Raw genomic sequence first — 22,030 nt, 5'->3', positions numbered from 1 at the left:
ATGTGACACAAGCATTTGTGGAGCCACTCTTTAAACAGTTTGAACAACGCGCTGTTGACCTCGGCCATCCAGCCCACACTTCAGTGACAGAGCATGACATATCCGATGATCCAGATCTGCGCGTGCAGCTGGATAACGGCATGACCGTTCTGCCAACCCGTCGCGTGGGTGATCGAGTACTCTTCTCTTTCCCGGCTTCCGAACAACAGACGGTGCGTTTGCTATCACGACGGTTCAAGCCGTCTGAAAGCATTGGGCCTTTTGTGGATGACCGCCGCACACTCGGCGTTCTTGTCGGCTCCATTGACCTTTGGACAGGAGGACATGAAGACGCGATCACCGATCATCTCACCAATCCGGAACTTACTGGCTGGGATGTACGTGAGGCGGGCCCTCATCGTTGGACGCGCGGCAATGCCATTATTCCATTGCCCAACCGCCAGGTTTCTACGGGAGAGATGCGTATGCTCTCTGTTCAAATCCAAGCGGGTGGCCCATATATCCTATCAACGGCAGATACGATGCAGGAAATTGCCGCTTCGTAAGCGTTTCGTATAACCAATAAGGAACGGGGGTGTTCTTTCTGTTAACCTGCAGAAAGAACACCCCTTTTTCTATGGGGTATATTCATTACGATAAAAAGATAATATCCTTTCATATCAATCGCCCTATCATGAAGCTGAGCGTTTACGATGAGTTCTTCCCTTTTCCTCACCATTCTTCAGGCCATTATTCCTATCTTGGTGACGCTCGGCTTAGGGTATGTAGCAGCATGGCGGCGCGATTTTGATGGCAATCAAGCCAGTGTTCTTATTCGGCTTGTCATGCTCTATGCCCTACCCCTCGCGCTCTTTGTGTCAATTCTCAGTACACCTCGTACGCAGGTTCTAAGCGCAGGGCCGCTCACCTTTCTCATTCTTCTCGCAATGGTCGGGGGTTATCTTCTTCTCTTTGGGGTCTTACGCGGCCCCCTTGGGCGCTCACAGGGCGAAGCGGCCCTTATGGCCATGACTATGACTGGCCCTTCTGTTCCTTTTATCGGCATTCCTGTACTAGGTCAGCTTTTTGGCCCCGCCAGTGCGGTTCCTATCTCTATTGCCTCCTTGGCCATGAACCTTTTTCAGGTGCCTCTCACCCTGATCCTTCTCAGCCACGATCAACAACGCCGCGTCGCACAACATTCCCTCAAACCACGCACATGGCATGTCACCATGCACGAGCTTTCGTCTCATTTACTCCATTCATGTCGCGAACCAGTGGTTTGGGTACCTCTATTAGCGCTCGGTCTTGTCAGCTTTGGCATCACCTTGCCACCCTTTCTCAAAAACTCTCTGACCCTCCTAGGGCACGCCACAGGCGGAACCGCTCTTTTTGCCTCTGGAGTTGTTCTTTTTGCACGCCAAGTACGTTTCAGCCCTCTTGTGGGTGGCATGGTCACAATACGCAATATCCTCATCCCACTCGGGCTGTATGGGCTGGCTCGCCTGCTCCATTATAACCCTGTGACGCTACAAGAAAGCGTCTTAACCATGGCTATTCCCAGCGCGTCCATTAATGTCATTTTAGCGATGCGTTACCATATTCTTGAACGTGAGGTTGCGTCTGTGTTGTTCTTTGGCACACTGAGCGCACTCTTTACGATGGCATCTTTTATCTGGCTAACACATCCATGACGACATCTCCTTCTCTTCCCTCTTTTCTTTTTGTCTGCACCGGCAATATTTGCCGCTCTCCCCTGGCAGATCTGGCAATGCGCCGTGAAGCAGAAAAGCGTGGCCTTGCCTTAGACATTGATTCAGCCGGGACAGGTGACTGGCACATTGGCGACCTGCCCGACCCACGCGCCCGTAGCACAGCAAAGCGCCATGGTTTAAACGCTTCAATTTTACGGGCGCGTCAAGTTACCAAAACAGACTTTGACCGCTTCACTCATATCATCGCGCTTGACCGCTCCCACCTTAAAGCGCTCAATCGAATGAAACCCTCACACTCCACAGCAAACGTTTTTATGCTGATGGATGCCGTCCCAGGCCGTGAAGGCAATGATGTGATTGACCCCTACTATGGCACTGCCGAAGGGTTTGAAACGACATGGCACGATGTTGAAGCAGGCTGTAAGGCCCTTGCTACGCGTGTTCTTGACCCGCTTTCCCCCTCTACTAAAGGATAAGTACCATGCCTACACGTCCTTATTTATTGCTTCTCGAACCTCTGCCTGACCAAACCGAGACCACGCTCGCCCAGCATTTTACCCTTCACCGCTTCACGACATTAGCCGACCTTACCCCCATCGCACCGTCGATCCGTGCCGTCGCGACAGGTGGTTCTTACGGGATCGACCCTGAAGTTATGGCCACTCTGCCAGCCTTGGAGATTATTGCCGTCAATGGTGTCGGACTCGACCGCGTGGATCTAACAGAGGCACGCAGACGGCAGATCCGCGTAACGGTTACTACTGACATTTCCACCAGTGACGTCGCCGACTCAGCCATGCTCCTGCTACTCACCTTAAAGCGGAATTTCACTGAGAATCAGGCTTATCTCCGTTCTGGACAATGGGCGACGAACGGAATGCCACCTTCAGCTCACTCCCTCACAGGCCTCAAGCTGGGTGTTGCCGGGTTTGGGCGGATCGGCCAAGCCATCGCACGCCGTGCTGAAGCCAGTGATATGAAGGTCGCGTATTTCAACAGAACACAACGTGAAAAAAGCTCTCTGCCATTTTTTGCTGAGCTGAAAGACCTCGCCCAATGGAGCGATGTTCTGGTTGTCTCACTGCCTGCTGTACCCGGCACACAGAACCTCATTAATGCCGACATTCTCAACGCACTTGGGCCAACAGGAGTGCTCATTAATATTGCACGCGGAAGCATTGTGGATGAGAAAGCTCTTATACACGCCTTAAACAACGGAATAATTGCCGGAGCTGGGTTGGATGTGTTTCAAAATGAACCAAACATAAACCCTGAATTCTTCACGCTCGAAAACACCGTTGTTCAGCCGCATCAGGGCTCTGCAACAGTCGAAACACGGTCGAAAATGGGGAAAAATATTATTGATAACCTACTGGCCCATTTTGAAGGGCGACCTCTTCTCACCCCGGTGATTTAACGCCTGTCTTATCAGCGGATTACTCGGCAAACTGCTCAGCAATAATCCGCTCAGACAGGCTATGGTCAGGGTCGAACAGCAACGTCACACGATGTTCCTGACTCACTCTGACCATAACTTCCTTTACATCGCGAAATTCAGTCGGGCCTGCTACGGCTGAAGCCGGACGCTTAGCCGTATCATGCAACGCAAAACGCACAGTCACTTCTGCTGGAAGCAATGCACCACGCCAATGCCGCGGATGAAAAGGTGAGATTGGTGTGAGAGACAAGAGTTCCGCACCCAATGGAATAATTGGCCCATGAGCCGAGCGATTATACGCCGTTGAACCCGCTGGCGTCGCTAAAATAACACCATCGCAGACCAAACGCTGCATCCGTTCACGCCCATCAACTTCAATACTGATATTGGCCGTTTGGCGCGTTTCACGGTAAATAAACACGTCATTAAAGCCGAGCCCCTCATGCTCCTCCCCCGAAGTCGTACGAGCCCACATATGCAATGGTGAAATTGTCGTGGGTTGAGCATAAGCAAGACGCTGGGGCAAATGGTCTTCTTCTGGCGTATTCATCAGAAAACCAACAGTTCCGTAATTCATGCCAAAAACGGGAATATTATAGCCAAGAATATGCAAAAGAGTTTCAAGCATAAAGCCGTCCCCTCCTAAGCACACAATAACTTCGGCTTCCTCAAACGATACATTCCCATAGCGATGGGTAAAACGTTTGAAAGCCTCTTGAGCGGCCTCTGTAGAGGCCGCAACGAAGGCAATATTCATGACATCCTCAAGGAAGATTACGGCTTCTCTTGCTCATCATGGCCAATGACGTCATAGCTTGGTGAGCCTGGATAGGCTCCCTTATGCACATCACCTTTAGATGGGCAGATCAACGAAGAGTGATCCTCAATCGCAAAAGCCCAAACTTTATGACCTGTCATCCCTTTTAGGCCGCGCACGGTTACTTTTGTATCCAAACGCACATGAGGGAGCAACGATTCTGGTAAAATGAGATCTGTGCCATCTTGTAGAAGCACTCCATCCGTCGTCACACGCGTGACCGTTCCTGAAATAACCGGCAAAGGCGATACGTCATAATCACATGACGCTGCAATGGCCGCTGAGGAAGCACTCCCCAGCGTCACCAATCCCATCAATAGGGGAAAAACAAAACGTCTCAATGTCTAAAATGCCTCATTCCTGTAAAGACCATAGCGATGCCGGCTTTATCAGCCGCATCAATCACTTCTTGATCACGAATAGAACCGCCAGGCTGGATGACAGCCGTTGCACCGGCGGCAACGACACTCTCTAGCCCATCAGCAAATGGGAAAAACGCATCCGATGCCGCAACAGACCCCACGGTTAAAGCTGTGTCCTCACCGGCAGCTCGTGCCGCATCTTCACTCTTACGCGCCGCGATACGGGCACTATCAACACGAGACATTTGCCCAGCGCCAATCCCCACTGTCGCCTGATTTTTGACGTAAATGACAGCGTTAGACTTCACATGCTTCGCCACACGGAAGGAAAAGAGCAGATCCGCCATCTCTTGCTCGCTTGGCTGGCGCTTTGTCACAACCTTTAAGCTCTCAGGCGTCACATGACCATGATCACGGCTCTGCGCTAAGAACCCACCCGAAACAGAACGGAACGCCAAGCCCTTCGCTTGGGCATCAGGCACAGCACCTGTCAGAAGCAAACGCAGATTCTTCTTTTTAGAGAGAACCTCTTTCGCCCCATCATCAGCATCCGGCGCAACAATCACTTCCGTAAAGATCTTGCTGATCTGTTCGGCTGTTGCTTGATCCAAGGGACGGTTCAGCGCCACAATCCCACCAAAGGCGGAAACAGGGTCGCAACGTAAAGCCGCCTTCCACGCATTCTCTAGCGTATCAGCAGACGCAACACCGCATGGGTTCGCATGCTTAACGATAACAACACTTGGCCCCTCAAACTCCGCGACAGCTTCAAAAGCCGCGTCTGTATCATTGAGGTTATTATAGCTCAGCGCCTTGCCCTGAATCTGCTTAGCAGTCGCTAGACCTGGACGTTGGCTGCCATCACGATAAAACGCGGCTTGCTGATGAGGGTTCTCACCATAACGCAGTAAATCGCTGCGCTCACCGGCCACGGTTAGCACAGAAGGTAAAAGCGCCTCGGCCTCGTTCTCAGCCGTTTGTTCTGCAAACCAACGCGCGATCATGCTGTCATAACGGGCTGTATGAGCGTAAGCATTCGCCGCCCAACGACGACGCTCACTGAGCGTACTACCCCCTTTGGCCAGTGCTTCAAGAAAACCGTCATATTGCTCAGGATCGGTCAAGATGGCCACATGAGCAAAATTCTTTGCCGCCGCTCGAACCATCGCGGGGCCACCAATATCAATATTTTCAACGCATGTTTCAGCATCCGCACCAGAAGCAACGGTTGAGGCAAATGGGTAAAGGTTAACACAAACGAGATCAATCGGAGCAATCTTATGCTCACTCATCTGTGCCTGATGCTCTTCCTTATCGCGACGGCCTAAAATACCACCATGGATCCACGGCACCAGCGTTTTGACACGCCCATCAAGAATTTCAGGAAAGCCCGTATGTTCGGACACATCGGTTACGAGGATGCCGGCATCGCGTATGCAGCGTGCGGATCCACCAGTAGACAGAAGTTCAACTCCCTGCGCATCAAGCGCACGGGCAAGTTCAACAAGACCGCTCTTATCAGAAACGGATAAAAGGGCACGGCGAAGAGGAAGACGTGAATGAATCATAATATCTGGAAATATCCCCCGCTCCGCTATGGTGCAACCCAAATGCCGTATAAATATCTCCTTATTGGGTCATCCTCTTTTTTAGAGAGGATTTATGGAGGTATTGATTATCTGCCATCCTCCCCCAAGCGCTCTATATAAGCTTACCATCGCAGAAGCTGTTTCTGTGCGGCTCGAAGCTAATAAAATATCATTAGCTAGCAAAGCTGCTTCGGCTTGATCCACCTCTAAAAACGGAACAGCCCCTGTTGTATACTGTTCACGGGCCGCCTTAAGCGCGAGGCGATTCTGCTTCACGGTTTCTTCCAAATGATGGTAGCGGTCATTAACTTGCGCGAACTTGGTGATGGCATCGTCCACTTCACGCCACGCATTGAGCATCACTTGGTGATAAGCAATCGCCGCTTCTTTCTGTTGCGCCTTACGCAGCTTCAAGCCACCACTGAGCCGCCCCCCTTCAAAGATCGGCACATTTAAGGTTGGGCCCAGTGTGAAATATTTTGCTGCAGGCATAAAGAAATCACTTGCCGAAAGGCTTTGCGTACCCAAGTTCCCCGTTAAGGTAATGTCTGGATAAAAAGCGGCTTTCGCTGCCCCTACTTCAGCAACGGCCGCATGTAACCGCGCATCGGCTTCCATAATATCAGGGCGGCGCTCAACCAAAGCACTGGGCACCCCGATCCCGATGGACGCAGGCGGCACAGGTTGGGCACGACGTGGAAGCAACTCCTCTTCTAGAGCACGAGGAGGCAACGCTAGAATATACCCTATGGCGTTAATCAATGCGGCTTGTGCATCTTTTAAAGGTGGCAACGCGCTCTCTGTTTCTTCCACCTGTCCGCGTGCTTGTGCAACTTCAAGCGCATTCGCTGCTCCTTCACGCTGACGATCCAGAACAAGAGACAGATCATGATGGACAAGCTCTAAATGCCGCTCCGTAAGACGGATTTGCTCTTGCACCCCACGCAGACTGAGATAATCCCCCACAAGATCAGCCAGACTCGCCAATGCTACCCCTCGTTGAGCAGCAACAGCTTGCAGCACTTCAGACTGACCCGCCTCGACTGAGCGACGAATCCGCCCAAAAAGATCCATATCCCATGAAGCTGCACCAATATTGGTATATTGCTGATATTGCAGATTGGATCCCGGAGCGGCCTGCGCAATGGTGAGAAAACCTCGCTTACTTTGTTGCGTCCAGGTGTAAGAACCCGCCCAATTAAGCGTCGGCATTCCCTCCGACGCTGCGACTTTGAGCTGTCCGCGTGACTGCCCAATCCGTGTCGCGGCTTCCTGCACATTCAGGTTTTGCGCCCCCAGACGCGTCACGAGACGATCAAGCTCATCATCATGGAATTGATGCCACCATGCCACATCAACCTGACCGCCATAGGTCTGACCACTCTTTTGGTGAGCCGGCGCATCCGCTGCTTTCTTCCACTGCCCCGGTTGCTCTTTCATCGTTGGGTGGTGGAAGTCAGGGCCAACGGTTATGCAGCCTTCAAGCCCCACGATCATCAGCGGCAAGGCTGCCACTCTTACGAGCGCGCGGTATCCCCGTTTTTGCATGATCATTTTGCCGTCACCGCTTTGTCGCTTTTCTCTTGAGCCCCCACGACATCACTCAGCGAGGTATGCACTGTTGTTTCAACAGAGAAGCCCAGCCGCAACAATTTTGCTAAAGGCTGACCGGGTATCAGCGTGATTTTCACCGGAAGGCGCTGCACAATTTTGGTAAAATTACCCGTCGCATTTTCTGGAGCCAACGGCGCAAAAGCCGCCCCCGAAGCCGGCGGCACACTATCAACAACACCATCAAGATCAATATTATACGCATCCACGTGAATCGTCGCTTTCTGCCCTGGGCGCATATGACGTAAGGCAATTTCGCGATAATTCGCTGCAATCCAGAGCTGATCCATCGGTACCAACGCCATCAGGGCCGCCCCATCAGGCACGTAGTTCCCCGCTTGCACGCTGCGTTCACCCACCATTCCGTCAAACGGTGCGCGTATCTGTGTATAGGATAAATTCAGCTCTGCCTGATGCACACGCGCCTGATCCACCGCTACTTGGCGGCGGGCCGAGTCATGTTGTGCTTCAAGAACCGTTAATTGCGCCTGCGCTGCGGAGAGATCAGCCTCAGCGGCGTGCAGACCAGCCGTCAACTCACCTAACGTCGCATGGGTTTTTTGCCCCTCTTCGCGACTTCCAGCCCCTGTCCGAGCCAGACGCTCATACCGTGCCGCATTTTGTTGGGCAAAAAGTAACTCCGCTTTTAGCCGATCTACGCTGGCTTGAGCTTGGCCAATCAACGAAGGCTGACGCGCAACATTGGCCGCCGCATCTAACACTAATGCACGGTCATGCTGTTCTGTCGCACGGGCTTGGTCCAACGTCGTCTGATAATCACGTGGATCCAGCGTCGCTAACACATCTCCTGCACGCACAGATTGGTTATCATCGACCTGTACAGAAATAACCTGCCCGGGGACACGTGGCGCAATAACCGCATAATGCGCTGTTACATAGGCATCATTCGTCCAGACACGTGATGTCGGTACAAAAATAATCGCCAAAATAACGATAATAAAAAGTGCAATGATCCCCCCAGCAAAGAAAAACGGCCAATAGGCTTTCTTCCGAGAGGCTGAGGGTTCCTTCATACACACTAGGCTTTCTTCGTTACACTCACAGTGTGTGAGCGAGATAAAGGCAATACGTGCTCTGCACGACGGGAATTTTGAATATAACGATATTCACACGTTGTTTATACACACACCAACCACGAGCGCTTCCCGTATGAAGGGCCCCCCATGATTCGATCATATAAAAACCACAATCGCCTTATGGCAGAAACCGACCGGTCATTGGCAAGCATTAAGCGTGCGTGCAGTAAGGCAAACTCTATGCACTAAGTGCATAGCTATTTATGACGAAGGTTTCTTTGGCTGCGCAAACACGATCCACGGCGGATAAGTCCGCACTGGCAAGATCAACACACAGAGCATAAGAAACACGAGTAAGCCGAGCAGTACAAAGAACAAATCTGTCAGCTCCAACACCTGTGTCTGATGATGGAACTGCTGCTTAATCAGTGCCATACTTCCTGCGAAGCGCGGCCTTCCATCAGGCGTCAGAGGAGTCGGACTTTGGATGGTCGGACTGCTTCCTTGAAACAGCCGATAACGCTCAACACCCAGATGGTCTGTCAAACGCTGTGAATGCAACGTTCCTCGCCAATGATGGACGAGCTGTATCAGCCATGTTCCTACAACCTGCATGAGAGAGCGCGGCATATTCACTAACGCAACAGCAAACGCGGATTCGGCAGGAACAACGGCATTTGTTGACATCAACAAGAGTGACGCCAAAATCATCTCTCCACCAATAGCTTGCACAAACTGCCAAAGGTAGAACTCATTCCTCAGCCACACAGAGGTAAGAAAAGTGTCGCCGCAAAGACCGATAAATAAGCATGTCATCCCCACAAAACCTACGACACGACTATCAATATGACGCTGGTTCAGCAGATAGCCCACAATGGGCAACATAATGATCTGCATAGCCGCGACTTCAAGCGTAATCAGATAGCTTTGTTCCGGCCTATAGCCCGCGATTTGTGTAAGATAACGCCCTGGCACAGTGGAACTCGCCAACGATACCAGAACGAATAAACTAATAGCTGTCACGCCATAAAGATAATTCCGCCGCCCTAGGAGCTGAAATTTAAAAAATGGCAGTACATGATTCCACTCATTCCATACTAAGAGCGGAACACAGACTGTCCCGATAAGCCCTAATACGCAGATGAAGGGTGAATTAAACCAATCGAGCCAATCTCCCAAAAGAAGCATCATGCTTAAACACCATGCAGCTCCGGTGAAAAGAACAACACCCCGCCAATTAAACATGCGGAAACGTCCATGATCAGGCTCTGTTACGGGCATACCGTAAACCAGCAATGCCCAAGCAAGAGCACCAAGTGGGATCACTTGCCAAAAGACGAAACGCCAATCAACAAAATCTGTCCACAACCCGGCTAACGCGGTACTGAGATAAGGGAAACATGTGGCTGTCAGCGCATAGGACGCTAACCCATACGTACGTATATCAAGACTTAAAATACGTAGAGTAGAGAACATCATCAACGGAATGGCAAAACCACCCGCAATACCTTGCAGCGTACGCAAGATATAAAGAAGGCTCAACGTATCGGTAAAAGGAATGAGCACACTGCTCACCACACCTAAGCCCAGAACAATAAAAGCCCAACGCCGTAAGCTAAATGTCAAAGCCATCCAAGGAGAAAGCCCCGCCCCAACCACTTGAGCTGCACTATATAGACTTGTGAACCATGTCGCAGGGTCATGGCTCATCCCTATGCCACCCATAATATCGGGCAAACCTTGCGTAGAGACTTGTTCATTCAGGGTCGTTAACAAAGCGGTGCACAACACGCCAGCTAACCCCATAATCGATCTCGCCTGAGAGGCCATCCTCAAACGATCCTTTACCGATCCAGCAGAACATACTGTGCGTTCTGCTTTTCCCTCACACGAAAACGGCGGTATCACAGCTAAAACACTGTGAAACCGCCGTTTTAAAGACGCCTTCTGCGCTTCTTTATAGAAGCCCAGTCGCTACTGATATATCTCTTTCAAAAAAGAAACCCTATCAGTAACGTCATCTCGCCTTACTTGATGCCAAGAGCCTTAGCACGTTCTGCGATCACTTCAGGAGACGCATCCCCAGATGTCAACCAAGAACCACCAACGCACCCAACTGCTGGGATGGCAAGCCATTCTTTATAGGTGGATTCAGAGATACCACCTGTTGGACAGAAGCGAACACCCAGATTACCAAACACAGAAGCCAAGCCCTTTAGAGCCGGAATGCCGCCATTGGTCATCGCTGGGAAGAACTTAAAGCGACGAAGCCCAAGGTCTAGACCCATCATGATGTCGCTGGCATTTGCCGTACCGGGGAGGAACGGAATGTCACGCTTAAGAGCTGCTTCAGCCAATGGCTTCGTAATACCTGGGCTCACGATGAACTTAGCACCAGCGTCAATCGCTTTATCAAGCTGCTCTGGATTTAAGACCGTGCCGGCCCCAACCAGTGCGCCTTCGACCTTGGACATCTCGGCGATAACGTCAAGAGCGGCAGGTGTACGGAGCGTGACTTCAAGTGTAGACACACCATGGGCCACCAGCGCTTCAGCGATCGGACGCGCTTTAGCAACATCGTCGACCACCAGCACAGGCATAACCGGGCTGCGATCCATGACCGCATCAATTCTTGAAATGTAGCTCATACCTCGGTTCCTTCATCAATATCATCGCCAACCTCTGCAATCTCACGATCCATCATGTATTGCATGGCCGACCCACCTTCTTCAGCCGGCGGAGAAACTTCGCGCGTAATCGCAAAGAGCTCACGACCGGTACCCAATGGCGCACGATGTGGCTTGGTTGGCGTGCGAGCCTCCCATTCCTTCGCGTCCATGAGAACTTCGAGCTGTCCTGTCTTCGCGCAGAGACGCACGATGTCACCATCACGGAGGCAAGCAAGCGGCCCACCCATCTGAGCTTCTGGCCCGACATGCACAGCTGCCGGCACCTTACCACTGGCACCAGACAGGCGACCATCTGTCACAAGCGCCACCTTGAAGCCACGGTCCATCTGCACACCCAGTGAAGGGATCAGGCCGTGAAGCTCAGGCATACCATTTGCCCGTGGGCCCTGGCCGATCACAACAACGATCACGTCCTTGTCCAGCTCACCAGCTTGCTGTGCACGTTTCACAGCATGCTGCGTATCGAACACACGAACAGGGGCTTCAATGGTCATACGGTCTTCAGAAACGGCGCTAGATTTATACACACCGCGTCCAAGATTACCCTTAACCAGCTTAATCCCACCACCTGGATGGAACGGATCAGCCATACCACGCAGAATTTCAGGATCGGTCGATGGTGCGGCAGGCACATAGGCGACCTTCTTATCAGCGCCAAGTGTTGCACGCTGTGCGTAATCCGCCAGACCATTTTTTGCGACTGTCATCACATCGCGATGCAGCATATCCGCCTGCATCAGTTCTCTGATAACCGTCGGCAGACCACCAACATCATTGAACTTGTTCACATCTGATGGGCCACTTGGATAGATCTTTGCCATCGTTGGCACTGCATCAGACAGACGCTCAAAATCTTCCCAGTTCACAATAATACCAGCCGCACGAGCCACGGCAGGAATGTGAATAGTATGGTTGGTAGAACCACCTGTTGCCATCAAACCAACAATGGCATTTACGATCGCTTTTTCATTCACGACCTCAGCCATTGGCCGGCAATCTTTGCTCTTAAAGCCAATTTCCGTCAAACGATGGACACCAGCACGCGTCATCGCCTGACGCAGCGGAGTATCTACCGTAATGAAAGAAGAATCTGGCATTTGCAGACCTAGGAACTCTGCCATCATCTGGTTGGTGTTGGCGGTTCCGTAGAAGGTGCATGTCCCATCGCTATGATAAGACTCGCTTTCGGCTTGCATCAGCTCTTCTTTGCCGATCTTACCCTGCACATAAAGCTGACGAATACGGACTTTTTCCTTATTCGGCAAACCAGATGTCATCGGCCCAGATGGAATAAGCATTCCTGGAAGATGGCCAAAGCGCAAAGCGCCCATCAACAGACCAGGGACGATCTTATCACAGATACCTAGAAGGGCCATGCCTTCAAACATACCATGGCTCAGACCAATGGCCGTCGACTGTGCAATCACATCACGGGAGAAGAGGGACATATCCATGCCCTCTTGCCCTTGTGTCACACCATCACACATGGCAGGAGCCCCACCCGCAACCTGTGCTGTCGCACCAACTTCACGGGCAAAGAGCTTCATCTGCTCGGGGTAATGTTCATACGGCTGGTGAGCCGAGAGCATGTCATTAAAGGTCGTGATAATACCAATATTCATGCCCTTGGAATGGATCAGACTATCCTTGTCTGGCATAGCCGCGACCGCATGGGCCATGTTACTACACGTCAATCCTTGACGCATGACACCTTTGGCACGGTTACGCTCCATTAGAGCAAGATAACGGCGGCGCGAAACCTTCGACCGCTCAATGATGTTGGCAGTTACACTCTCAACAACGGAATTCAGAGACATTGAAGCACTCGCTGTTCGGCTGACGCCCCACAGACAGATGGGATAATTCCCTCCTGAGAGACACGGCATCGTATTGTCATCCGCACGCTCCCAACCTTCGGGGAGCATCGCAAGTCTTTGTTTACCGGAAAGACCGCCTCACGGGCAAGCGGGCCACGCATGCTCTTCTGTGCTACCCCCCCATCGCGTCATTCATAGCTCCAAAATAAAATATGGCTGTTTTGTGAGAAAACCCACCAAAACAGCCATAGTACACCCTACTTTGTAACGAAAAATTTCTTCAAAAACCCCTCTCAAAGAAATCTTTTTCTTAACTTGGCGACTCTCTCAACGCCTCCTCACGACGAAAAGAAGGCCATTTCCCTTCCGACAGACTCTTCAATGAAGGAGAAGACTCTCTCATCCGATGGGCATAAAGCCATGCAGTTTTTAGCACGTTGCGGACATAATGACGGGTCTCAACATTAGGAAGCGTCTCAATATAATAAAGCGGATCATTCGATGATAGCTTCTGCGTACTCTCCCAACGCGTGATCGCCTGCGGCCCTGCATTATAAGACGCCAAAACCCGCAATAAGTCAGCCTGTTCCGTCGTGGTATCCTGCCCTTCATTACGAGCAACAGAGGAAGCCAAATACTTCATATAAAGCTGACCAAGCTCAAGATTATAGCTCACATCCTTCAGCCGACGCGGCATATCCACAGGCACGGGAACCGTCGCTGGGTTGCGCGTATCGTGGTTTATATAGGAGGCAACAATAAAACCTGCCGTTTGCGGGCGAATTTGCATCATCCCATACGCCCCGGCCGGGGAAAGGGCATTCCCGTCGAAATTCGACTCCATCCGCGCAACAGCATAAACAAGCGCTGGATTAAGTTTAAACCCGTGGCGAGGTTTCAAAACAGGCAACGGCTCAACCGTTTCTTGCAGCTCCTGAGGGGCGACATTCCGTAGAATATGCTCCATTTGATCCGCTAATGCCCACATTCCAGCGGCATGCACAACCACCTGCAACGAGCGCGCTCTTACAGGGTCAGACAGCGCCACACTCCACATAGAGCGGGCCAGCATCTCAGCACGCCCCTGCTCACCAACTTGCAAGAGCGCAAAAAAGTGACGCCCCTCTCCCATGCTCATGACAGCGTCAAGGTCAACATGCGTAAGCGCAGCTTCCGCCCCTTTAAGCCCCACAGAAGAAAGATGCCCCGACAGAGGGGAGGCCTCATGCTTCGCTTGTTCCAGCCGTTGTGCGGCAAGAAGACCATACAGACTCTCTGCATGCACAGCCGCACGCCTTAACCACACGTCATAGACATGCGTTGGTTGTGTGTGTTCAGCGACACGTGCAGCCCAGAAGGCAGCAGCAGCCTGCTGATCTCCTTTGATGATTGGCGCGTTAGCGGCTTCACTAAAATGTTTGTATGCCGCTGGGAAATCTTGCTGGTACCAGAAGGCTAAGCCCGCCACATATGCCGGGAAGCCAACTTTCTGCTGCCCACGCTCAAACCCTCTCAGACCGACATGAGCCGCTTCTTCAATCTCTCCCTGACTGAGCAGACATAAAGCAACATGGCCATATAAATAAGCCGCGTATTCAGGGCGCATGCCTTGCGTCGTCTCGATCACATGCAAGGCATCTTGAGCTCCTTTTACACCATGAGAGGCTTTATCTTGCACCATTCGATCAAGTCGAGCATTAGGCCCAGCGTTCCCCCAAGGAGCAAAATTTTCTTCCTCAGAAGCCGCTTGGGCAACATCTAACGGTGCAACAGGTTTTAAGGCCGTCTCCGCTGATATTGTATGAGAAGAAAGCTGTGTTTCTAACACCTGCACCGCTGGCGCATCAGGCAGATGTGAATGAGCCTGTAGCCAAGCCCTTAACTCCTGTGGACGCGCCTGATAAGACACACGCAGATACCCTTCCGCTTGCACATCAGACTTCAGGACAGAATCACTGACAGCGGAAAGTCGTTGAAAGGCCTGCTTATATTGGTCTTCACGCACAAGACGAAAAGCATCACGGTACTGCGCCGCAACAGGCTCCGACAATGGGCGCGGCAAAGAGACCTCTTCCCGCTGAGGGAAAGAGAAGATCGTATGATATCGACTTTCATCACTAGAGGAACCTGACAACTGGGACGGTGATAATCTCTCCTGCCCCAATGCCGAGGGAAAGATAGCCCCCACCCCCACTGCAACGCCTACCATCAAGGCACGCGCTGAGGAAGCAGGCACTAACGACTGTATCCTTCGCATAATGGGCGGATGGGTAGCTCTCTTCGCTACTCAGGGTCAAGCTTTTTCGAGCTGTTCTCTATATAGCTCCCTATAAAATAAGGAAATGCTGTCTCTTTTTGAGCAACGAAATTGTCCGAAAGCATCCCTTATTTACGTTCTTTTCCCTCTCCTGCGCGTCCAAGAGTGTCTGTTAGCACCAATAAATCACGCCAAAAATGCCGTCTTAGCAGCGGAGCTCCCGTTAATTGAAGCGGATGCAACATCGGGAAAACAGGGATCGGCTTTGCCATACCGGGAAGCGTTGCTTCTGCCCATCGTCCACGCACTTGGCTCAAGCGGTCGCTCGTCTTCAGCAAAAGGCGCATAGGCGTCATGCCCATAGTTACGATATGTGATGGCTGCCCAAGCGTGATGCTTCGCTGCAAAAGCGGCAAGCATGCTTTCAGCTCTCTGTCTGGAACACGCTGTCCACCGGGCGGCCGCCACGGAATCGTCGGCACAAAGGACAGCTGATCGCGGTTAAGACCGACAGATGCAAGCACAGCCTCCAAAAGCTCTCCTGCTTTACCCGCAAAAAGACGCCCTGACCGATCCTCATCCGCATCAGGGACTTCCCCCACCACCATGAACGCCGCATTCGGCACATAACGTGGCACCAAGCGATTCATCGCTGTCCGTGAAAGTGTAACCCCCTCTATATGCTCACTCAGCCGCAGAAGCTCTGGCAGATCTCGCGCAGATAAAAGCGCCTCATGTTGCGAAAGAGCCGCTTCATGACGCACAGGCGACGGAGAAACAGCGCGCGGTAGGGTGGGCGCTAATTTCTGAGGCTCAGGCGCAAGCGGCTTCCATACCTCATCTTCCACAACAGCATCGACACCCCAATCATACTGGAGTTGCAAGGCTGCCAATAGCTCGTCAGAAGGTACCGTTGATAAGGACGCCATCATACAGCTTTCATAACCATTACTGCATCCATTGATGAAACCTTTCCTACGCCCCTACCCTAAAAGGCTACAAGGGATTACATAATGCCCTGACGGATCTAGTCCCCGCTTCTCTTCCATCATGCCTTTTTCTTAAAAAGCATGAAAGAGAGCGCCACATAGCTTCTCTTTCGTCTCAGTGCAAAGGCTCTCTTATGGTGCTGCTCAACGACACAGCTCACGCCAAGATCAATCTCTTTCTCCATATCACAGGACGGCGCGATGATGGGTACCATCTTGTTGATAGCCTGGCTATCTTTGCCGGAGCAGCAGACCAATTAAACCTTGATAACGCCACTAATGATGAAGGAACACTCGCCACTCTCACCATTGATGGCCCTTTTGCGTCTCGTCTCACACATGAGGACGATAATCTCATCACACGCGCTGCACAGCTCCTTTATAATGCAGCACGCCAACATGGCCATGATGGGGCCAGTATGTTGCCTGTCACGTTTCATCTCCATAAGGCTCTCCCCGTTGCCTCCGGCATTGGTGGCGGTTCTGCAGATGCCGCCTGCGCTTTACGGCTTCTCTCACGCTATTGGCAGGTACCTCATAATGATGTCGTTGAGCTAGCCCCTCAGCTAGGCGCAGATGTGCCCGTCTGCCTCACGCAGCAAGCCACACGTATGGAAGGGATTGGCGATGTACTCACTCCTGTGCCCCCCCTGCCATCTATGGGCATGCTTTTGGTCAATCCTGGTGTAGCCGTCTCTACACCCAGCATTTTTAAACGGCTTGCTTCAACGGGTGGGATCCCTGAACGTGCTCCGCTTTCTTTCCCCAAAGACGGATGGCACAGTATCCATGATCTTGTGGCGTTCCTCAACACAACGAACAATGACCTACAACCACATGCCATTGCTCAAGAGCCCGTTATTCAAACCGTGCTGGACACGCTCGCAGATTTACCAGATGTCCGTTTTGTTCGCATGAGTGGCTCTGGTGCAACCTGCTTTGCGTTGTTTGATACAGAAGAGGCTGCACAAAACGCCCACCACTCCTTATCCACAAAGCCAGAAACCCAAAAATGGTGGTCTTGGGCAGGACAAGCCTAACGGCTCTACAGCTTATACCCCCTACAAAAAAGCCCCGGCCATGTGACCGGGGCTTTTTCTATCGAGAGCACGGCTCCAACTTACTGAGCAGCAGAACCCTTCAGACGACTATTGCACTGTGAGTAATACCCCCCACCGCGCTGAATCCATTTCAAAGTGCCATTCCCACCATTCGCCTTGTTCGCGTTATACTGTTTCAGGCAGGTTTTTTGGCGAGCCTTCCCTGCGGACAAAGAAGCAAACTCCGATGATACCCCATTAGGGAAAACCACATTACCACTCGCAGCCGGTGCCGCTGGTGCTGATGCCGTTTTTGCTTCCTTTTTAGGCGCTTCTTCAGGAGCTTTTGTTTCCGAGTTGTTAGAGCAATGAGCAGCCTTAAAGTCTGCATATTTCTGCCCATTAAGCGTGCCGCTCTTCTTCGCGCTCTGGAATTCCTTATGGCACGCAAAGAAAGACATCTTACCGCCAGCAGGCGCGGCCACAGCAGCGCTGCTGCCTACGACAGAAGCCGCAATCAAAGAAAAGAAAAAAGCTGATGCTTTCACTGTTGTGTTGTCCTTTTTTTAGTCTGTTGCCAGCACGAACATGAAAAACGCGATAAGAGCAAACACTATCTTCGAGCCCTTATCACGTTTCATCTTACGGATTAGTTAAGCTTTTCGCCATGCTGTGTCATGTCGAGACCTTCTTGCTCATCATCATCAGAGACCCGAATACCCACAAGCTTATTAACGACCACTATAATCAAAGCCGTGACCACGACAGACCATAAGATCGTCACAGCCACCGCTTCTCCTTGATGAAGAAGCTGCGTCCAGCTCCCCGACACCCCAGCGGGATTATCCGCCGTTGCAGAAAGCGGGCCATAGGCAAAGATGCCTGTCAGAAGAGCCCCGACAATCCCACCTACACCATGAACACCAAACGCATCCAAACTGTCATCATAACCAAGGCGATTTTTAAGCACCGTCGCGCTATAAAAACAAACACTTCCCGCGATGAGACCAATCGCCAGCGCCCCACTTGGCAGCACAAACCCAGCGGCTGGGGTGACAGCCACCAACCCCGCAACAGCACCTGAGATAATGCCCAGCGCTGTGGGTTTCCCCATCCGCCACCATTCGACAAGCATCCATGCTATCCCACCGGCAGCCGCAGCCACCTGTGTTGTTAACATCGCCATACCAGCACGCCCGTTCGCACCAAGGGCCGACCCAGCATTGAAACCAAACCAACCAACCCACAGCAAGGACGCTCCAATAATCGCATAAGACAGATTATGAGGGGACATATCGTCACGTTTTAGGCCACGACGCGGGCCAATCATCAACGCACAAACCAACCCGGCAATACCTGAATTGATATGAACCACCGTGCCACCCGCGAAATCAACCGCTCCTAAACCTGCGACCCACCCTAATGGGCTCCATACCCAATGAGCGACAGGTGCATAGACAAAAATAGACCACAGCACCGTGAAAAGACAGAGAGCAGAAAATTTAATACGCTCCGCAAACGCACCCGTAATCAAAGCCGGCGTAATAATAGCAAAGCTCATCTGATAGAGCAGATAAACACTCTCAGGAATAGTCATCGGCGTTGGGACGGCAGACCCAGCCCCAAGCGTAAAGGCGCTATCACTCCCTTGATGAAAATGATCAGCAATGCCGCGCAAGAAAACACGCGAGAAATCGCCAATCCAAGCGTTCCCTGTAGAAAAAGAAAGGGTATAACCAACCGTTACCCATACGAGAGAGACGAGACAACAAATCCCAAACGACTGCACCAATGTTGAGAGAACGTTTTTACGACGAACCATACCGCCATAAAAAAGAGCAAGGCCCGGGATGGTCATCAACATAACCAAGGCTGTGCTGATGAGCATCCAAGCCGTATCACCCGTATCAATCGGTCGCATTATAAAGCTCCCTTGCCGGTTTCACCCGTGCGGATACGCGTGATCTGCTCAAGCGGTGTGACAAAAATCTTTCCATCGCCAATCCGGCCTGTGCGCGCGGCTTGAGTGATCGTCTCAACAACCTCGCCCACACGATCTTCTGGGACGGCGGCTTCCACCTTAATCTTTGCAACAAAGCGGACACGATACTCCGCCCCACGGTAAATTTCCGTCTGCCCTCTTTGGCGTCCAAAACCCTGAACTTCCGTCACTGTCAGCCCTTGCACGCCAAGCTCCCCTAAAGCTTCACGCACATCATCAAGCTTAAAAGGCTTGATAATCGCCGTTACGAGTTTCAATGCTCCCGCTCCCCTCTTGTCTAATCCCACCTTAAAGTAAGCTTTCACTCACATACCGAAATATCGTGCCACCTTCAGAACGATCTAAGCAAGTCTTTCTTTTATACCCAACACAGGTTAGAGAAACGGGGTTGGAAAGGGTTCATCATGACGTATTCATACGATCTCTGCATAAATGGCGGCGGCCCAATTGGCACGACACTCGCCTGTCTTTTGGCGCAAAAAGGCCTACGCGTCCTCCTGCTCGAACGGCACGCGTTTGTGACAGAACCCAACCCCGCTTTAGACGGGCGCGCCTATGCTCTTGCTGAAGGTATTCGCCCTCTTTTGGAAGAGGCTGGAATCTGGGCAGCTCTTCCTCGCCCAGCACAACCGATTGAAACGATCCATATTCTTGATGGGCAAGGTCGCTACCCTGGGCGTTCCTCCCTTGGCATTCAGGATGGACTCGACTTCACCACAGAAGATGCCCCTCAAGGCCACCCCTTAGGTTGGATGGTTGAAGCCTCCGACCTTCTAGCAGCCCTTGGACGGACGGTGTCCCAACATACTTCTCTTGATGTCCGCTCTCCAGAAACGGGCACTTTTTCTTTTTCAGAAAATGCCGCGACCATTACACTAAAGGATGGCGAAACCCTTTCTGTCCCCCTTGTGATTGCCGCAGATGGGCGCAGCTCCACACTCCGCCAACAAGCGAGTATTGGGCTCACACGTATTCCGTACCATAAAGACGCCCTCGTCGCGGTGCTCGCACATGAAGGGCCTCACCAAGGCAGTGCGCTTGAAAACTTTTTGCCAGAAGGCCCATTCGCGCGCCTTCCCCTGCCACCCAGTGCAGAGCACCCTCATCGCTCCGCCATTGTCTGGACCGATACACCACAACGCATCAACCATATTCGCCATCTTCCCGACAAAGCTTTTGCAAGCCTCGTGACAGATCGCCTTGGGCAAGAAGAGCTCGGCGCTATCACACCGATCGGTCAGCGCTGGGTGTACCCGCTTGCCTCTCAATATGCTCATCGCTACACGGCTCAGCGTCTCATGCTTATTGGGGATGCTGCCCATGGCCTCCATCCCGTCGCTGGTCAGGGAATGAACCTTGGTTTCCGTGATGTACGTACGCTCACTCACCTCCTGTATGAGGCCTTTAAACGCGGAGAAGACATCGGCTCTCCCTCTTTCCTCTCGCGCTATCAACGCCAAACACGACCGGGCAATTTTGCTATGCTCGTCGGCTGCGATATAATGGAACGCCTCTTCAGCAACCAAAATCCACTTCTGACCCGCCCTCGTCGTTTTGCTCTCAATGCCTTGAAGCATATGCCACAGCTACGCCAACGCTTTGTTGAAAAAGCAATGGGCCTCTAAAGACATCGTCTATGCGTGATCATCATTCCTTATCGCTAAGCTCCACCTACGATCCAGACCTTGATGCACTTTGGGCACGGATGCAGTCTGAAGCTTGCGGGTGCTCTGACACACTCATTCGCGATCTTTTTGCTGTTAATATCTGCGATCATGCTGACTTTGCCTCGGCCTTAGCCTCGCTACTCGGCACCAAACTGACCGATCGTGCGATGACAGAACCGACTCTAACGCGCCTCGTTGCCGAGAGCCTTGCTGATGAGCCGGCCATTATCTTTTCTGCCGCTGCGGATATTCTCGCCACCTTTGAACGAGACCCTGCCTGCCCAGACCTGACCACACCTTTTCTGTTCTTTAAAGGATGGCAAGCTCTCCAAGCGCATCGCATTGCCCACCATCTCTGGCACCAAGGCCGGCGCCCTTTGGCCTATCATTTACAGAGTCGGGTTAATGAACGCTTCGGTATTGATATTCATCCCGGGGCACAGCTTGGCCGCCGGATGAGCATTGACCATGGCACAGGCATTGTCATTGGCGAGACCACCATTGTGGAAGACAATGTCTCCCTCTTCCAAAATGTCACCCTTGGCGGCACAGGGAAGAAAAAAGGAGATCGTCATCCAATTATTCGTCACGGCGCTATGATTGGTGCGGGCGCGAAAGTGCTCGGCCGTTTGGAAATCGGCGCTCATGCCCGGATCGGTGCAGCGTCCGTTGTTTTAGAGGATATTCCTCCACACGCTACGGCCGTCGGAAATCCCGCACGTATTATTAAGCTCACCCCACCCGAGTGATGGTGTAAGGCAAGTTATCCCCAAAAAAGAGGATAAACCGGGGGATCACCCCGTGTAGAACTTTGGGGACAAAAAACACTCTCACTGCCTTGATGGCTCCCCATGCTGTTATCCCCATAAATGGGGGATAAGATCGCGTGCTTTTAAGGGATTTCCTGTGGAAAGTTTGTGGGTAATTTCAGCAGTATGATATAGGCCCTATGGGTACAGATAACGACCCATCACCAATTTTCCATATTATCTGATATGCTGGCTATGCACAGGGGCTGTA

19 protein-coding genes and 1 pseudogene are annotated in these 22,030 nt (G+C 51.9%); 7 read left to right on the top strand and 13 right to left on the bottom strand.

The features are described from left to right. From F457_RS13965 to F457_RS0109060, 4 genes and pseudogenes are all read left to right on the top strand, one after another. Window positions 1–545: pseudogene (locus F457_RS13965) on the top strand (Hint domain-containing protein); the annotation flags it as partial. 147 nt (window positions 546–692) lie between these two features. Continuing rightward, the gene (locus F457_RS0109070; RefSeq protein ID WP_018980823.1) at window positions 693–1,673 is read left to right on the top strand and encodes an AEC family transporter; all 981 of its coding nucleotides are present in this window, start codon (window positions 693–695) and stop codon (window positions 1,671–1,673) included. Then, window positions 1,670–2,170: a low molecular weight protein-tyrosine-phosphatase gene (locus F457_RS0109065; RefSeq protein WP_018980822.1), complete on the top strand. Its 501-nt coding sequence runs from the start codon at window positions 1,670–1,672 to the stop codon at window positions 2,168–2,170. Before F457_RS0109070 ends, F457_RS0109065 begins: the two co-directional genes overlap by 4 nt. Before the next feature lie 5 nt (window positions 2,171–2,175). After that, entirely contained in the window at window positions 2,176–3,111 is a 936-nt protein-coding gene (locus tag F457_RS0109060; protein ID WP_018980821.1) for a 2-hydroxyacid dehydrogenase, read from the top strand. Window positions 3,112–3,130: 19 nt separating this feature from the next. Here F457_RS0109060 and F457_RS0109055 read toward each other — a convergent pair whose 3' ends face one another. The 10 genes from F457_RS0109055 to F457_RS0109010 all read right to left on the bottom strand — a co-directional run bounded on the left by F457_RS0109055 (window position 3,131) and on the right by F457_RS0109010 (window position 16,244). Then, on the bottom strand, window positions 3,131–3,889 hold the full coding sequence (locus tag F457_RS0109055; protein ID WP_018980820.1) for an NAD kinase: 759 nt from the start codon (window positions 3,887–3,889) through the stop codon (window positions 3,131–3,133). A gap of 17 nt (window positions 3,890–3,906) precedes the next feature. Beyond that, on the bottom strand, window positions 3,907–4,290 hold the full coding sequence (locus F457_RS0109050) for a hypothetical protein (protein ID WP_026294319.1): 384 nt from the start codon (window positions 4,288–4,290) through the stop codon (window positions 3,907–3,909). Continuing rightward, complete coding sequence (gene purH / locus F457_RS0109045; RefSeq protein ID WP_018980818.1) at window positions 4,287–5,879, bottom strand: bifunctional phosphoribosylaminoimidazolecarboxamide formyltransferase/IMP cyclohydrolase; 1,593 nt, start codon at window positions 5,877–5,879, stop codon at window positions 4,287–4,289. Before purH ends, F457_RS0109050 begins: the two co-directional genes overlap by 4 nt. Window positions 5,880–5,960: 81 nt before the next feature. Continuing rightward, window positions 5,961–7,448, bottom strand: coding sequence for an efflux transporter outer membrane subunit (locus tag F457_RS0109040; RefSeq protein WP_040921045.1), 1,488 nt, complete (start codon window positions 7,446–7,448; stop codon window positions 5,961–5,963). 2 nt (window positions 7,449–7,450) lie between these two features. Then, window positions 7,451–8,545 carry an HlyD family secretion protein gene (locus F457_RS0109035; RefSeq protein ID WP_018980816.1) on the bottom strand — a complete coding sequence of 365 codons (1,095 nt, stop codon included), beginning with the start codon at window positions 8,543–8,545 and terminating at the stop codon, window positions 7,451–7,453. Window positions 8,546–8,809: 264 nt separating this feature from the next. Continuing rightward, window positions 8,810–10,378 (bottom strand): MFS transporter, encoded by a 1,569-nt coding sequence (locus F457_RS0109030; RefSeq protein ID WP_018980815.1) that lies wholly within the window; start codon window positions 10,376–10,378, stop codon window positions 8,810–8,812. A gap of 197 nt (window positions 10,379–10,575) precedes the next feature. After that, on the bottom strand, window positions 10,576–11,196 hold the full coding sequence (eda, locus tag F457_RS0109025) for a bifunctional 4-hydroxy-2-oxoglutarate aldolase/2-dehydro-3-deoxy-phosphogluconate aldolase (protein WP_018980814.1): 621 nt from the start codon (window positions 11,194–11,196) through the stop codon (window positions 10,576–10,578). Beyond that, window positions 11,193–13,055, bottom strand: a complete 1,863-nt coding sequence (gene edd / locus F457_RS0109020; RefSeq protein WP_026294318.1) for a phosphogluconate dehydratase — start codon at window positions 13,053–13,055, stop codon at window positions 11,193–11,195. The genes eda and edd overlap by 4 nt, the downstream gene beginning before the upstream one ends. Before the next feature lie 310 nt (window positions 13,056–13,365). Then, window positions 13,366–15,291, bottom strand: coding sequence for a transglycosylase SLT domain-containing protein (locus F457_RS0109015; protein WP_018980812.1), 1,926 nt, complete (start codon window positions 15,289–15,291; stop codon window positions 13,366–13,368). 149 nt (window positions 15,292–15,440) lie between these two features. Then, the gene (locus F457_RS0109010) at window positions 15,441–16,244 is read right to left on the bottom strand and encodes a uracil-DNA glycosylase (protein WP_018980811.1); all 804 of its coding nucleotides are present in this window, start codon (window positions 16,242–16,244) and stop codon (window positions 15,441–15,443) included. 191 nt (window positions 16,245–16,435) lie between these two features. Between F457_RS0109010 and F457_RS0109005 the strand changes: the two genes are divergently transcribed. Next, complete coding sequence (locus tag F457_RS0109005) at window positions 16,436–17,341, top strand: 4-(cytidine 5'-diphospho)-2-C-methyl-D-erythritol kinase (RefSeq protein ID WP_018980810.1); 906 nt, start codon at window positions 16,436–16,438, stop codon at window positions 17,339–17,341. 80 nt (window positions 17,342–17,421) lie between these two features. Here F457_RS0109005 and F457_RS0109000 read toward each other — a convergent pair whose 3' ends face one another. From F457_RS0109000 to F457_RS0108990, 3 genes are all read right to left on the bottom strand, one after another. Continuing rightward, complete coding sequence (locus F457_RS0109000) at window positions 17,422–17,889, bottom strand: hypothetical protein (protein ID WP_018980809.1); 468 nt, start codon at window positions 17,887–17,889, stop codon at window positions 17,422–17,424. Between the two features lie 101 nt (window positions 17,890–17,990). After that, window positions 17,991–19,262 (bottom strand): ammonium transporter, encoded by a 1,272-nt coding sequence (locus F457_RS0108995; protein WP_018980808.1) that lies wholly within the window; start codon window positions 19,260–19,262, stop codon window positions 17,991–17,993. Beyond that, a complete protein-coding gene (locus tag F457_RS0108990) occupies window positions 19,262–19,600 on the bottom strand; it encodes a P-II family nitrogen regulator (RefSeq protein ID WP_018980807.1) in 339 nt (112 codons plus the stop codon). Before F457_RS0108990 ends, F457_RS0108995 begins: the two co-directional genes overlap by 1 nt. Window positions 19,601–19,747: 147 nt before the next feature. Here F457_RS0108990 and F457_RS0108985 point away from each other — a divergent pair, with 147 nt between their 5' ends. Then, entirely contained in the window at window positions 19,748–20,968 is a 1,221-nt protein-coding gene (locus F457_RS0108985) for an FAD-dependent monooxygenase (RefSeq protein ID WP_018980806.1), read from the top strand. 11 nt (window positions 20,969–20,979) lie between these two features. Beyond that, on the top strand, window positions 20,980–21,759 hold the full coding sequence (gene cysE / locus F457_RS0108980; protein ID WP_018980805.1) for a serine O-acetyltransferase: 780 nt from the start codon (window positions 20,980–20,982) through the stop codon (window positions 21,757–21,759). The last annotated feature ends 271 nt before the right edge of the window (window positions 21,760–22,030 follow it).

The sequence above is a fragment of the Saccharibacter floricola DSM 15669 genome (genome assembly GCF_000378165.1).
GTDB lineage: Bacteria > Pseudomonadota > Alphaproteobacteria > Acetobacterales > Acetobacteraceae > Saccharibacter > Saccharibacter floricola.
The sequence above is the reverse complement of the archived record's forward strand: the minus strand, read 5'-3'. Positions and strand labels throughout refer to the sequence as shown.

Excerpts from the sequence above, each read along its gene's own strand:
- F457_RS0108995 (WP_018980808.1), bottom strand. The coding sequence starts at position 19,262 with ATGCGACCGATTGATACGGGTGATACGGCTTGGATGCTCATCAGCACA.
- F457_RS0109040 (WP_040921045.1), bottom strand. The coding sequence starts at position 7,448 with ATGCAAAAACGGGGATACCGCGCGCTCGTAAGAGTGGCAGCCTTGCCG.
- F457_RS0109005 (WP_018980810.1), top strand. The coding sequence starts at position 16,436 with ATGGTGCTGCTCAACGACACAGCTCACGCCAAGATCAATCTCTTTCTC.
- edd (WP_026294318.1), bottom strand. The coding sequence starts at position 13,055 with ATGTCTCTGAATTCCGTTGTTGAGAGTGTAACTGCCAACATCATTGAG.
- cysE (WP_018980805.1), top strand. The coding sequence starts at position 20,980 with ATGCGTGATCATCATTCCTTATCGCTAAGCTCCACCTACGATCCAGAC.
- F457_RS0109070 (WP_018980823.1), top strand. The coding sequence starts at position 693 with ATGAGTTCTTCCCTTTTCCTCACCATTCTTCAGGCCATTATTCCTATC.
- F457_RS0108985 (WP_018980806.1), top strand. The coding sequence starts at position 19,748 with ATGACGTATTCATACGATCTCTGCATAAATGGCGGCGGCCCAATTGGC.
- F457_RS0109030 (WP_018980815.1), bottom strand. The coding sequence starts at position 10,378 with ATGGCCTCTCAGGCGAGATCGATTATGGGGTTAGCTGGCGTGTTGTGC.
- eda (WP_018980814.1), bottom strand. The coding sequence starts at position 11,196 with ATGAGCTACATTTCAAGAATTGATGCGGTCATGGATCGCAGCCCGGTT.
- purH (WP_018980818.1), bottom strand. The coding sequence starts at position 5,879 with ATGATTCATTCACGTCTTCCTCTTCGCCGTGCCCTTTTATCCGTTTCT.
- F457_RS0109055 (WP_018980820.1), bottom strand. The coding sequence starts at position 3,889 with ATGAATATTGCCTTCGTTGCGGCCTCTACAGAGGCCGCTCAAGAGGCT.
- F457_RS0109065 (WP_018980822.1), top strand. The coding sequence starts at position 1,670 with ATGACGACATCTCCTTCTCTTCCCTCTTTTCTTTTTGTCTGCACCGGC.
- F457_RS0109060 (WP_018980821.1), top strand. The coding sequence starts at position 2,176 with ATGCCTACACGTCCTTATTTATTGCTTCTCGAACCTCTGCCTGACCAA.
- F457_RS0109035 (WP_018980816.1), bottom strand. The coding sequence starts at position 8,545 with ATGAAGGAACCCTCAGCCTCTCGGAAGAAAGCCTATTGGCCGTTTTTC.
- F457_RS0109010 (WP_018980811.1), bottom strand. The coding sequence starts at position 16,244 with ATGATGGCGTCCTTATCAACGGTACCTTCTGACGAGCTATTGGCAGCC.